Genomic DNA, 13,757 nt, shown 5'->3' with positions numbered 1-13,757 from the left:
TGCGAGGGCGGATACTGAAATGAAAAGGAAGGCGATGGAAAATGTTCACCCTGATCTGATTGATCCCAATCTTCCTGACTGGAATAAGGATCAGGCACTGCTTTCTTGGCTGTCTGAAATAAAATAGGTCGGAGATTATGCGAAGTAAATGGGATCTAAATCCTTTGTTTATGGGAGATAGAACCCTTTTCTTTGCATAACGCTTTGCTTCGCATAACAAATATTATGCTAAGCTTTGCATAAAATTTGTATTAGAGTGCGAGTGCGTAGTTGGCGCTGTGCCTTGCTTTGACGTTTCATTTTTGCCCTCTCAAAGTTACGGGTGTTTTTAAGATGATTTATTTGTTGAATGAGGAGCTGTAGTGTTTTTGAGCGATCCACTTTTTGCTTTTCTTGTTCTGCGCAGAAATCGTTCTCCCGCATCACGCCAGGCCTCCACTATGGGATCTTCTGTGGTGATTTTCTCTCTCAAAAAAATCAACCCACCCATTAGTGTTTTGTTATCAATATGAACTAAATTAAGATTTGCAATGAGATCAGAAACTTCTTTCTGACGTTCACCTAAAAGGCATTGATACTTAGCTTTAAGGTCTGAAATTTTCGTTTCAACTTGGTGGATTTTTAAAGAGGCACTCATAGGACTCTCCTAGAATTTAAGAATTAACTATGCCTCTTCACACGATCACTATAGCAAATTCGTTTTCTTCCCTCAATGACAAAACTTTCTGCAAAATCAACGTAGGAGGGGGGAGATACAGCTAGCTAAGCCCACCCTGAGAAATAAAAAGAGGAGCTAATTTTTCTAAATATTTTCTAAGGTGCGTGGAAGGTAAAGATAGAATTCAGTTTCAACTTCTCTATCCCTATATAGTAATTATACACGTAACAAGGGAATATTTATTGCTAAAAAGTATGATGTACAAACGATCTTAGTATGGTTTGCTAAAACTGCATACCGGATATCGTATAATTAGTCTAACATATTGAAAGTAAGAGAGTATATTCATGATATTAAGGTATGCATTTTAGGAGTTTCGGAATGAGTATATTTAGTGGGTATGGAACAGAGAATTTACCTATAGAAAGAGATAAAGAATTTTTAAAGATAGTTAAGAAATTCAACAAACTTGGTGTTAAACATATCTCCTACGGAGTTGTTACGCCTGACCAGAAAGTGAATATTTATTTTTCTGATCCACTATGGTGTAAAATTTACAAGGAGAAATCTTTTCTTAATAGAGATCCCTCTCTTTTCTTTTTTATGAAAAGCAAACGAGTAGTGTTTCCTTGGATAAGTTTAGAAAATTCTGAAGTGATCCAGAGAAGATTGCAGGAATGTGGACTTAAGGATGGAATCACAATATATAGCCGGATCGATGGTGGGGGAGGGACTTTCCTGGAGTTGGGAGTTGAGAAGGAAAAAGAGATGAAGTCCCTGATCATGAAGTTTCCAACATCCGAGGTAAGGGCCGGTATGGAAGCACTTGCAAGGCTTCATAAAAGAGTTTTAGGAGAAAGGAGAAGTTTCATATCAATCATCGAAGTCGTAAAAAAATGGGGAAGCGACATGAGAAAGACTTTCCAGCATTTTCGTCTTCTGAAGTTAAAAGAACAAGGCTATCACTTACTAAGGGGTAAGGTATGCTGTCTTCCCAATGATTCTCATAAAGACTCTGTGAGGTTGATGTCCGTTCCTCTCATTTGAAAAAGAAAAGCTGATCACGTTTAATTTAAAAGATGAAAAAGGAAGCAAGGTGGTGTCAATTTTAGAGGAGAAAATATAAAAAAGGTGTTGGATTTCCAACATTTTTTGAGGGTTGACTTTGTTTTTAGATTCTTGTTACGATTTCCCCATCCATTCCATGGATATCTCCCTTTTTAAGGAGTTATAAATAAAAAAAATATTTAAGAATAATGCGTAAGGGCTGCGTGTTTGACCTCTCAGCACTTTCGGAGTGTTCTTCTTGGAATAATGTTACAAATGTGGGGTGCTGTCTTTAGTATTAAGGCAGCCCCATTTTTTTGCATGATTTTAAAAATATGGATCCCATATATTGCTTGGTGGTCTTGTCTTCATTCTTTCGTCTGTGAGTAGGAATATAAACAGTGTCATTTCATAAAATGGTAGTGTAGGCTATTTATTTTGCAGAATTTTCATTTGTAAAAGTTTAACTTGTTCTGCGTGTGTAATGTTGATTGGTGTGTGATTATGGCAAAAAAGTTGAATAAAATAGATAATGTACGATTTTTCAAGCTTGGAATTCTTGAACAGAAAGTCCTTTCAAAAATCAAACCTAAGAACAATTCTAAGTTCATAGATCGCTTTTGGAAGAGAATGCCTCTCTCCCAGAAATTCTTTAAGATTTAAGACTCCTTGAGAATTCTTCATGAAAGAATTATGGAAAAATTATGTGTTTGATGGTGTTGGGCTTCAAACTATAATTCGCCTGATCCTGGCTAGGTTTCTATATTTTTTCATTATCGACTACGAGAAAACTGAGTAAAGGCGTCCTCACATTAGTTAATAATGGTTTTATGCCATTTTTCAACTTTAAAAGACAGCGATGGATTCTATAATTCATGAGGGACCATTAAAAGGGGAAGTCTCCATTAAAAAAAAGCCAAAGCCCCGGGGTTGTGGGGACTCTGGCAATCTTGTTCTGGGGAGGTAAATAAAATTTCACATTCACACATACCAACCACCCTCTAAACCTAAATAAAATTACCCTCCTTTGCACGCATAAATTGGCGAATCCTGATATTACTTTTATGCATATCGGTTGGAAGTCTATTATTTAAGCCATTTTGCGTGGTTTTTTTGCTTTTCATCTCAGCTTTCTCTTTTGCCTTTTGCTTGGCTTCGGCACAAACTTTCTCCCATGCTTTAATGGCTGTGGCGTTCCGTGAAATATGTTTCAACAAATGGTTAGAATGGTGCTTTTTAATCAGGGCCTCATGTGCACGTTCGCCCAAGTCGTCATCGGGAAATTCTTTAAAAGCACGGCAAAAAGTCGATTGTGAGAGAATCTTATCTTTCCTTTCCTAAACACAAATGCGTCTTAGGGGGTTATCCGACCTATCAATTAAGAGGACAGCTGTTGTCATATTGTAAGCCACTTTAGCCACAAAAGCCCTTGCTATGGCCCTGCGACCTTCTTGGGGCCGAGCGACCCAACGTCCAGGACAACATCTCATAATGACTTCAATGCGAGCCACTTCCAATATCGTGATCAACTGCTGTTGCTTCTCGCTTAATGGACCTGACTCTCCTTGTAACCAAGGAAAAGGAGCCCCCCTTGTATTCTGCTCCAGTAGTGTGATAAATCTCTCGTAATAAGGATTCCTTCTGTTGTTGTGGTTCATTTGGTTTTTTGTATTTCCTGATTAGAACACAACGGCGGGAGGGTTGCTGTTGTTCTTGTTTGGTTTTTTGCCTCTTAAAGGAAAAAAATTTAACTCACCAGATTAATTTTGCAATTTGCGCTAATGGTAAGTGGATTTCTTGAATATATACTCGAATTGCTGGAACCTTCAGGCGGAATAGCATCATGCCGGATGTTTGGCGGTTATGCGATCCGCAAGAACGGATTGGCGATTGCCCTTGTTTTTGATGATGAGATATATCTTAAGGTTGATGATAGCAATCGAACTGACTTTGAGTCAATGGGTAGCAAGCCTTTTACTTACGAAAAAGGCGGCAAAATTATAACTATTTCGAACTGGAAAGTGCCAATTGAAATATTGGAAGATTCCGAGAAACTGATAAAATGGTCGGAAAAAGCTTATCAGGTAGCCTTTAAGGCAAAGAAGAAATAAGGCAGGGTAATTTAAGCCGCCTTTTTTTACTTTTGAGCGGACTGATATTTTTTTTGCCCCATTTACATAACGAGTCGAGGATAGGCGCCTTGATAATATTAGCCTGTAATAAGTAAGATTAACCGCCTCGAGCAGTTTCTATCCAAACTCCCAGCTTTGCCGGAGGTTATTGGCAAACTAAATCGGAAATATCACGAGTTTGCGATACAGCCGACGTTACAGTTTGATAGAATAAATGAGGTGATTTATTAATAAGGGACACCTCCTCATATAAGGAGTAAACGCCATGAAATATTCAAAACACATTCTTGTAAGTTTCTTACTGGTATTGGGTTGCATGATTTCTTCATTTGAAGCAAGTCCAACTCCTTTACGAGGATTTTTACCATTAGTTGAAGACGCAGTGGGGTTACTTAGACATTGCACACATCGTGGTGTCCTTACTATTGCTAAGCCTGGATGTTTCTTTCATTCAACAACAGGTCAATTGAAGGATGTAGATGACAAAGAAACGAGTCAAATCTTTGGGATACCAACATACGATTCGGCCTTTCGATATATGCTTAATGCGAGTGAAGTTCGCCTCGATTTTCTCCAAACGTTTTCACAAAACCTTGATATTGTAAGTACAGAACTCCTCGATCACAATTTTTATCGCCAATAAAGGATTTTACCGCACTAAGAGACATTTTAAACACAAAACAAACGGCTTCTCTTATGCCCCGCATTAGCAAAGGTGAGTTATATGTTGTAGAAACAAAGTCCGTGCAAAAACATAATGGCGCCACACAAGTTCTTAGTGAATTAGTCCATCACTTTAACCATTTAAGAGATGCCTTTCCACGTCCTTTAAAAGCTGCACAAATGGATCTAGCGTGCCACCTCTCTGACGGGCATTTTGCGATTGCCGAAGTGCAGGTCGTTCCTCAAGGCTTCTGGGACAGGCGTGCTCTTGCTTATGCTGCGCTCTATTTTGGGCGCCAACTCCCTTCAGGTGACAATTGGGGAGAACTCCGAAAGGTTATTGCGATTAATATTCTTGGAGGTGGAAAGGATGAAGTGCGGCATTGGGTAGATACGCCGAAAGAAGTAATAAGACATTACAAGTTTGTTGATGCTTTAAATCCTGCTAACATAATTGATGGCATTGAATTAATTCAGTACTCAGTTTTAAATGAAGGACCTGTAGAAGATCCTAGGATGCGTGAGTGGGTTGAGCTTTTTCGAGAGGCGCACCATAAATCATGGGATGATGTTGATAAAGTAAAATCGCCGGTCACACAGCTATGCTCGTTAAAGAGGGTGTAAAATCCAAAGCCCAGGATATTGCTATGAATATGCTCGAAAATAACTATTCTGTGAAAGAAATTTCAAATATCACAGGACTAAGTGAGGAAGAAATCAAAAACCTTCAGTCTTAAAAAGGAAGACACAACCAAAAGTTCAGTTTTTTCTCTTGAGACCCCACCCGCATTCAAATTGCCCTTAAAGGCATGTTACTGGAAATAGATATTACCAATCACAAAAAATCAGGAAATGGGTTCAGAAGAGCAACCGATAAAAGTGATAGTAAAGATGATTTATCGAGTTTGTGCTCTTTGTGCTTTGGCTCCCACTCTATGTCACTTGGAGCCAGTATGGCCCTCCCCAAGTTACCGACTTCTTGCTGGACCTAAGATAGCAGGTTTGAGCGATTTGTCTAAAAACAATGCAGAGGTGAGCGCAAAAAGGCTGGACTGATAGTAAGTCACACATTGGATGGTATTGTTAAAGTTGCGTTCTATAAAAAGGAGAGAGCTTTAGCTGAGCTCAGGAAAAGCCCTCTCTCAATCAAATCCAGTGATGAAGTGAGGTGTTTACTGCTGCTGAAATATACGGCCAATCCTCCTACATCTTATAAATTACTTTTCTAAATGACCTATTTTACTTAAGAGAACTCTAACAGGGTTCAAGAGAAAGTCAATCCGTTGTTTTTTAAGGTAGAATCGAGTAAAAGCCGGATTGAAGTAAGGAAGAGAACCTCCATAGACTGAAGGGTTAAAGTTCGCATTAACGATTATAAAGCATTTTTGAAGCCTACATTTGGATAAGAAGAACCATAGTTTTGTTTGTATCAGTAAACTGCATAAACGGTCTCTTCTCCACGCCACATCCGTAGTTTTATTGTCAATATAAAATCGTAGTGGTTACTGAAAGTCTCCACCCTGATGAAGAAAAAAAGAGGATGTATATTTCCCCATATTATAGAAAATATGAGGGAGCCCACGAGAACATGCAATGCAACAATATTGACGTTATGGAAGTAAGGAAAGAGCCTTTAAGTCTCGTTTGCCCCTGGTATTTTCGACTCATTCAACTGGATTTTTGGAAGAAGGATTCATCTCATTCATCCTAACTTTAAGAATTAACTTTGTCGCTTTATTGCTTGGAACTCTCCCTCCTTTTACAGCAAAACAATGCCTTCCAACAAACTAGGGGGGCTTGTCGTGACTGATCGATAGACACAAATTTTATTGAACAGCCCCACCTCCACTCATACGCCGTTCCGGCTTTCTGAGAGCATAATAAGGCGCGTAAGCGTTATAATTAAAAACTACCCAGCTGCCATCATTTCTTGGGGTGCGCACTTATGCTGGATTGAAAATCCAGCTTGTGCTTTACGGCCACAGGCGTTAGAATAAGCTGCAAAAGGGAAAGGGGCTTACGACTTAGGGACTTCGCATCACTCAAATATAAACTTCCAGGGTTTAAATTGTAATTGACGCTTAACGGTGTTTGTTATGGCAATTTATTCGCTTGCCTTGGGGTTTATATCACGGAGTGAAGGACGTTCATCAGTGGGCTTTAGTGCATATATTGGAGGTGCGCGTCAGTGTGACGAGCGCACAGGTGTAGATCACGATTACACAAGCAAAAAAGATGTGATAGTAAGCAGAATTCTTGCGGGAGATGAGGCACCAGATTGGGCAAAGAATTCTTCCATTTTGTGGAACAAAGTCGAGTCCTTTGAAGATGAAATCGCCTCTCTCAGGTTCAAAGGCAACGCACACGATCCCATAAGACACCAAAAAAGTTTAGAGGCAAAAGAGAAGTTCTTAAACTCAACACAAACTGCTCAAACAATTATGGGCGCCATTCCTATTGAGTTCAAAAAGATTGAGGCAGAGACATGTGTTGAGGAGTTTTTAAAAGAGAGGTTTGTCTCAAGAGGACTTATCGTTGAATATGCCATACACTGGGATAAAGGCAATCCACACTTCCACGGCATGATCACAAGACGTCCGCTTGTCGAAGGCGCATTCTCACAGAGGAAAGACCGAGACATTGTCAGCAAGGACGCCCTCAAAACCACAAGAAAGCTATGGGAAGTAACGGCTAATAAGCACCTTCAATTGGCGGGGTACACTGTTCGTATCGATGCTCGTTCCAATGAAGATCGAGGCTCACAGTTTTTACCAACAGAGCACGAAGGATGGTATGCTCAAAAGCTTGCCAGAGAAGGAAACTACTCTCGAATTGTTGCAGATAATGAAGTTACGAGGCAGCAAAATATTGCCATAATGTGCGAGAATCCTGGAGCTTTAGTCCAGGAAATTGCTCACAAACGCACGACTTTCACACGTAAGCACATTGAGGACGAAATCCTCCGCCGTGTTGGAGGAGATGCCAAACTCTTTGCAATCATAAAGGGTAAAGTTGAAAGAATTGATATCAACTCAAAACTCATCCTTGCACAGGCCAACGATAACAGCGTTTTTGAAGGCACTGCTTTTGCAACTGAACTACAAGGTCTTGCCTCAAAGCTTACGGATCAACTGCTAGAAAATAAAGAGATTGCAGAAAGAGTTGGTAACAATATCAATAGAGAAGAGGTGTTTACGTCCACCCACTACAAAAAACAAGAAGACCACATAACAACTCTTTCAGAAACACTGCATAAACGGCAAACAAAATCTGTTTCTCAAGACATTATTGATAGATCCATTCGAGGAGAAGAGGTAGAGTTTTATAAGGAGCAGCGGGACGCTGTCACCCATTTATGCACAGGACCTGATATCCGTATCCTTAACGGAAAAGCAGGGACTGGAAAAACCACGCTCCTAAAAGCCGTTGCCCATGCTTACCAACAAGCCGGCTATGAAGTGCTCGGCACCTCTTTCCAAGGAAAAGCCGTTGAAATCATGGAGCAAGAAATTGGCATTCCTTGTAAGACGTTGGATAGCTTTCTCTTCAACTGGCAGAAATACAAGCAACAAAGAGCATACGTTAAAAGTGGCCGACTTTGGGGGCGGCCGTATCTTTACGCCCACAACAAAATGAAGGCTTTGGAGAAACATCGCTTCTCGAGCAAAAACGTCATTATTGTTGATGAAGCCAATATGGTTGGAGAGAGGCTTTGGGAGCCATTCATGAGAGAAGCCGTTGAGAGAGGGGCCAAAGTCCTCATAGTCCAAGATACTGCCCAAATTAAGTCGAGAGAAAGTGGTGATTACGGGCGGCTTTTTGCAGAAAAATTTGGATATTGTGAAACCCGAGAGGTGTTGCGTCAAAAGGTTGATTGGCAGCGAGAATGTTCAAAGCACTTAAACGAACACCGAGTTTTGGACGGTATCAAACCTTATTACGAAAAGGGCCACGTCACATGGCATGAAAGTTCTAAAGAGCTTATTTATGCTTTGAGAGATGCCTACATTAAAGATTATAGCCCTCGTCAAAGCCACATGGCTTTAGCTTATCGGAATATGGAAGTTTATGAGCTTAATAAAGTGATTCGTGAGAAACTTAAAGCGCGAGGATATTTAAAAGAGAGTTTTGTGATCTCAGGTCAAGAATATGCGATACGCGATCGGATTCGGTTTACGCAGAATGATCATCATGGGCTGTATATTAAGAATGTTGAAGAGAAATCCTTTTTGAAAAGTTTTATTAAAAACAACACTCGAACTGGTGCTAAGAATGGTACACTGGGGGCAATTGAGGCATATAATTCAAAAACAATGACGGTACGCCTTGATTGTGGGCGTCTGGTTCAGTTCAGCACAGAAAAGTATCCGCACATCACTCATGGCTACGCCATGACCATTCACAAGTCAGAAGGAAGTACGTTTGATAAAACTTTCGTGGTGGCAGACCCTTGTCTTGATCCATCAAGTCTGCTTGTGGCCATGACGAGGCATCGTCATGATGTGAAATTGTATGTGAGCCGGGATCGGTTTATAGATTTTAAGGATTTTATAGACAAAGTCAGCCGAGGCGCTTTTAAAGAAACACTGCAAGACTATGAAATCTCAGTGTCTCAAAAGCCTTTTCTAGAGCGCGTACAACAGTATAAGGATCTCATGGTGGAGGCTGTCAACATTCGGGAGGAAATGGAAAGCACGCCCTTACAGCCCCTTTATTTACACCCATCGTACAGCGCTTATAAAACGTGCTTTGAAGAGAAGAAACGTGTTGCCCAAAGTATTTTGGAAAAGTGGGACGAACATGTGCCCTACGTACGACTCGCAGGGGTGAGACGTGATGTCTTGGAAGTAGACGCTGGACACCGTTCTCGTCTTTTCTCAGAGATAGAGTATAGAGCATCTATTCAGGTGGACGACTATATAGACTTAACACGTAAAACGAGGGTTCTATGGCAAGAGATCTCCCAAACTCATCCTGGAAGCCTTGCAAAATCTCATCCTCTCCATGGAGATTATAAAGAATTAAAGACAGAACGAGATTCCATTGCTTACCAAATCCAAGAAAATCCGCGCCTTTATTATCCCTTCTTTAGGGTGGAAAAAAGAGATGATTCTCTGGTTGACTACTGGGGTAATTCTCTTAACCAAAACGATCTCGTGTATATTGTCTCCGTCAAGTCGCATGCAAACGCACATTTAAAATCGCAACACGAGAATATCTATTATGATCGCCTTAATTATGATCAAAAGGAGCATTACAATACCGTAAGGGCATATATAGAGGCTCGGAATGAAGCTGCAGCCCTTTATAGCAAACTCAAAGAGCAGCCAAGTGTTGAAGCACATGTCTCGAAAACCTTTATTACCCAGGAGAAATTTAAGAAAACGCAAATCACCCGAGACGCCTTAGCCTTAAAACTTGTTGAGTCACCAGAAAAGTACCAACCTTTTTTTGAGGTCTCGAACGTTAAGGAATACAAACTTCTAAAACATGCCATTAATGGGGAGATAAGGCTTAAAGTTGGGATCTATAATACAGCTAAAAGCATTGATGAGAGAGGTCCACTAGCAATAGAGCTTAAGAAAGTTCTGAAAAGTCCACAAGATTATAGGGTTGCAAAACAAGCAGGACTTGATGTAAACAGAGTCACCTTCGATAGTGCCCTCTATGCAAAAGTTCAGTCTGGAGAAATTGCTTCCAATGTAAATCCAGATCTCATCTATCACCCAATTGAAAAATATCTGAATTCCTCAAGGGAAACCGCCCGTCTATGGAAGAGTATGCTACTTAAAACAGCTGAAGAGCGAAGTTCCTTAAAGGAAGAGTGGCAAACAGCCCTTACCGCACGAAATGAAAATGCCCAGCATCTCGTAAGAAATCAAGTGGCGATCTCTGTTTTGCAGAATATGAGACCTGACATTCAATCTCGTCTACAAAAGCATGTAGGGTATGCGGAAAGAAAACCTAGTGCAGAATCATTTGTATCCACGACCCATGTCCTTGAAAGGGCCCGTGGACGGTATGGGGACATAGCGATTGATTTGTTAGGTCAACCAAATGCTCGTATGTGTACAAAGTCATCTTTACGGTTTGGACAGAAAGGCTCCATCGTTGTAAACATCTCAGGTCCCAAGGAAGGTTTGTGGAAGGATTTTGAACGTGATGAAGGGGGGGATATTTTTAAGCTGATAGGGCGAGAAAAAGGAACAGATTTTAAGGAATCGGTTGATTATTTATCCAATTTTTTAAATATGGAAGCCAGTCCCAAAATATCACGATTGCCTTCTTTACAAACTCGAGAGCAGGCACAAAAGGAAAGAGAAATAGATCACGCGAAAGAGATTGCTCAGCGCCTTAATGCGGTTCTTGAATTGCAGATGAAATCCAAATCAATTGAAAATACGTTAGCGGAAACTTACATTAGAGACGAACGTGGCATTCAAGGGGCCTTATCGGAAGATCTACGATTTATCCCAAAGGGAACAGAATTTATGTACAAAGGAGAACGTAAGGCCTTAAAGCACGACTGTTTTGCGGCATTTGGGCACAATAAAGTAGGTGAGTTAAGATCCGTTCAATTAACGAAACTAGAAGACACTGGTAAAAGGGCTTTAAGCAGGGACGGAGAAAAACTCAATAAAATCAACTATGGGTTAGCAAAAGGCTCCTTTGTAACACTTCAAGATGCTCCAGAAGGTATTGACAGGGTGTTTATTGCGGAAGGTATTGAGTCGGCTCTTTCCATTAAGGAGGCTGGCGTAAGTGGAAAAATTGTTGCCTCTCTTGGGATTTACAACATTGGTAACTATCAAGGAGGAAAAGAAATTATTATTTGTGCAGATAACGACGAGCACAAACAAAACGCACGGACTCAGGAAATTCTGGAGAGAATTCAAAATCAATTCAAGGAGCAGCAAGGTAGGGCTGTATCCATCATTAAGCCCTTTAATCCAGGACAAGATTTTAATGATGTTCTAAAAGAGAAAGGTCCTCAAGGTGTTCAAGACTACGTGAGAGAGTATCACGATCCGAAGAAGCTGCTGTTCCAAGAAGTACACAAAACGGAAATACAAAAAAGTGTAACACCTCGTTCTCAAATCTCCTCAATTAAAAAAATAGCCTCTCATATGGAAGATAAGCTCAAGGAGATAAAACTCTATCAAAACTCATCGCTTGGTGAAGACGCACGAAAAGACCTTAGTGTTTACATCCAATTGTTCGAAAAAGATGCTTCCTTCAGGAAAGATCTAGGCGCATGTAATCCAACACTCACCAAAGAACTGAAAGATTATGTTGAGAAACAGCAGGAGCAAACTAAATCACGTGGCTATGAAAGGTAAAATTGACGCTCTAACAAAGCTGAGGGGATTTTACTTCCTCTTTTTTCTTCCTCAGGGTGGATACTTTTGGTGACCTTTACCTGGGTATTTTATATTGACAATGACAAAGAGGATACATTTGGTAGTCTTACTATATGAAACGCCTCAAGGATGTACTAGGGGAGAGACTATGAAAAGATATCTTTACTTTTTTGTTATTGTCCACTTCGGATGCTTGCTATTTGTTTCAGACTCTTACTGTATGAGACGAAGTGGAGTTGATGAAGAAGATATCGGAAGCCAATTAAGGGTATCAGCGGTTAGGAGAGATATTAAAGAAGTAGAGAGATTAGTAAATATTGGGGCAGATGTGAAGATCAGGATCCACTGGGATGAGAAAGTTTATTGTACTGTACGAGAGCTCTTACATCTTGCTGGAGAAGCCGGTGTTCGTCAATTCAGTCAAAACGGTCTTAAGTCCGATGATTTTGGAGGCGTATACCTGTGGGGGACATGGATTCTTTCTGGATAAGGGTTGATAATGGAATCTTGGAAAATTTGAACAAGATGCAATCTATAAGTATACATGTAGGTAGCGAGTGGATGAAGCATTATAGCTAGCAGTATCCTGAACTACTAAACAGTAGTGGTGAGCCGTTGCGCTCCATCTGTTATCCAAGTTAAGGGCCGTTTTGTAGACGTCGTCGTGAGAGATCCTGATTTCCCCAAGTTGGCTGATATAGATTCACACAGTACTTTGTTACGAGAAAAAGTGGAGAGTACTTTGCACGACGCGATGCAATTACGAGAGTGGTTACTTAGTCTCCCGTTTGGCTTAGATCCCGTTAGAATTTGCAAACTCGTCATTCAATTCCACAAAGTCTTCGGCCCAGGGCAAATTTAACCCGGCTCTTGCCAAATGTTAAGGAACTCGAGCTTCTCACTCAGAGGAAAATTGTTCCTTTTTGAACCTCATGTGGTTCAAAATGGCAGGTATCAACAGTCTTATAGATATTAACACCATTTAAATGATCAGCCATTCTGGTATTGAAATATAACAATAATTTTCTAATACGAGCAATAATAGCCCTGTAGAATAATGGGTTAATTTGGGAGAATTAGTTTAAAGATTGGTTGTGTATTGTTATACTCTCTACAGGTTTAATTCTTAGGAGTTTACATATGTATCAAGTGGAAATGGTGAGCTTAAATGAGCTTGTTCCTAGAACACATATTTATCGCAAGATTAGCGACTTATTTCCGACCACCCTCGTACGTAAGAGTTTGAAGGAACTTGAGCACGTAAAAGGTGCAGATGGTTATGGGATAGAGTGTTTGTTTAAGTGTCTATTTTTACAGTATCTAGAGGATCTTTCAGACCGAGAACTTGAACGTTTCCTTCAAGAAAATACAGCTGGCAAATGGTTTTGTGGGTTTGGACTTTCGACTACTACCCCTAGTTTCAGTTTATTTACCAAGGTCCGTTCTCGCATTGGCACTAAACGCTTATCCGTAAGCAGTTCATAAACCCCATCTATTCAAGTTAATTTATATATTGCAGAGTTATTGAGATTGAATTTAAAAAAGGAGATTTCAATGCTCGAAGCTACTCAAGTAAAGAATAGAAGCCCCCAAACACGTCACGAAAAAACATCAGTTCCACTCAGACTGTCCATTCTTCAAGAGTTTGCAGGAAGTAGCCTGACAGTGGTAGCTTTTTGTGCCCAAAAGAACCTATCACCTTCAACTTTCTACCAGTGGCGCAAACGATTGACAAAATCTCCCACGCCAAACGATTCTGTACCCAAAGGCTCCTTTATTACTCCGGCCAGCAAACAGTTTACATTAAGCAGCGTAAGAGACCTCTGATTTTAGGAAATATGATTTAACGATATCAGGACTTTTTTGAGTTCCAAAAAGATATTTGGATATGTTGTG

General features: G+C 40.3%; 12 protein-coding genes. 9 read left to right on the top strand and 3 right to left on the bottom strand.

Going from position 1 to position 13,757, the window contains the following annotated elements; translation table 11 throughout:
• The coding region (locus HOL16_00330) for an integrase (protein ID MBT5389151.1) at positions 1 to 127 on the top strand (127 nt) is incomplete at its 5' end.
• A gap of 201 nt (positions 128 to 328) precedes the next feature.
• On the opposite strand, the gene HOL16_00325 is transcribed toward HOL16_00330, so the two are convergent.
• Positions 329 to 637: a hypothetical protein gene (locus HOL16_00325; GenBank protein ID MBT5389150.1), complete on the bottom strand. Its 309-nt coding sequence runs from the start codon at positions 635 to 637 to the stop codon at positions 329 to 331.
• A gap of 402 nt (positions 638 to 1,039) precedes the next feature.
• On the opposite strand from HOL16_00325, the gene HOL16_00320 reads away from it, so the two are divergent.
• Positions 1,040 to 1,705: a hypothetical protein gene (locus tag HOL16_00320; protein MBT5389149.1), complete on the top strand. Its 666-nt coding sequence runs from the start codon at positions 1,040 to 1,042 to the stop codon at positions 1,703 to 1,705.
• A gap of 1,007 nt (positions 1,706 to 2,712) precedes the next feature.
• Here HOL16_00320 and HOL16_00315 read toward each other — a convergent pair.
• Together HOL16_00315 and HOL16_00310 are read right to left on the bottom strand one after the other, a co-directional pair.
• Positions 2,713 to 2,973 carry a hypothetical protein gene (locus tag HOL16_00315; protein ID MBT5389148.1) on the bottom strand — a complete coding sequence of 87 codons (261 nt, stop codon included), beginning with the start codon at positions 2,971 to 2,973 and terminating at the stop codon, positions 2,713 to 2,715.
• Between the two features lie 69 nt (positions 2,974 to 3,042).
• On the bottom strand, positions 3,043 to 3,363 hold the full coding sequence (locus HOL16_00310; protein MBT5389147.1) for a hypothetical protein: 321 nt from the start codon (positions 3,361 to 3,363) through the stop codon (positions 3,043 to 3,045).
• Between the two features lie 123 nt (positions 3,364 to 3,486).
• Between HOL16_00310 and HOL16_00305 the strand changes: the two genes are divergently transcribed.
• From HOL16_00305 to HOL16_00275, 7 genes are all read left to right on the top strand, one after another.
• Positions 3,487 to 3,816, top strand: coding sequence for a TfoX/Sxy family protein (locus HOL16_00305; GenBank protein ID MBT5389146.1), 330 nt, complete (start codon positions 3,487 to 3,489; stop codon positions 3,814 to 3,816).
• 286 nt (positions 3,817 to 4,102) lie between these two features.
• Positions 4,103 to 4,480 (top strand): hypothetical protein, encoded by a 378-nt coding sequence (locus HOL16_00300; GenBank protein MBT5389145.1) that lies wholly within the window; start codon positions 4,103 to 4,105, stop codon positions 4,478 to 4,480.
• A gap of 53 nt (positions 4,481 to 4,533) precedes the next feature.
• The gene (locus HOL16_00295) at positions 4,534 to 5,124 is read left to right on the top strand and encodes a hypothetical protein (GenBank protein MBT5389144.1); all 591 of its coding nucleotides are present in this window, start codon (positions 4,534 to 4,536) and stop codon (positions 5,122 to 5,124) included.
• Positions 5,125 to 6,596: 1,472 nt separating this feature from the next.
• On the top strand, positions 6,597 to 11,840 hold the full coding sequence (locus tag HOL16_00290) for a MobA/MobL family protein (GenBank protein ID MBT5389143.1): 5,244 nt from the start codon (positions 6,597 to 6,599) through the stop codon (positions 11,838 to 11,840).
• A gap of 169 nt (positions 11,841 to 12,009) precedes the next feature.
• Positions 12,010 to 12,351, top strand: a complete 342-nt coding sequence (locus tag HOL16_00285) for a hypothetical protein (protein MBT5389142.1) — start codon at positions 12,010 to 12,012, stop codon at positions 12,349 to 12,351.
• A 650-nt stretch (positions 12,352 to 13,001) separates the two neighbouring features.
• Entirely contained in the window at positions 13,002 to 13,346 is a 345-nt protein-coding gene (locus tag HOL16_00280) for a transposase (protein MBT5389141.1), read from the top strand.
• 69 nt (positions 13,347 to 13,415) lie between these two features.
• The gene (locus HOL16_00275; protein ID MBT5389140.1) at positions 13,416 to 13,688 is read left to right on the top strand and encodes a hypothetical protein; all 273 of its coding nucleotides are present in this window, start codon (positions 13,416 to 13,418) and stop codon (positions 13,686 to 13,688) included.
• Positions 13,689 to 13,757 lie beyond the last annotated feature (69 nt).

It is taken from the genome of Alphaproteobacteria bacterium, from assembly GCA_018662925.1.
In the GTDB taxonomy this organism is placed as follows: Bacteria; Pseudomonadota; Alphaproteobacteria; order 16-39-46; family JABJFC01; genus JABJFC01.
This window is presented reverse-complemented; position numbering and strand designations above follow the sequence as displayed.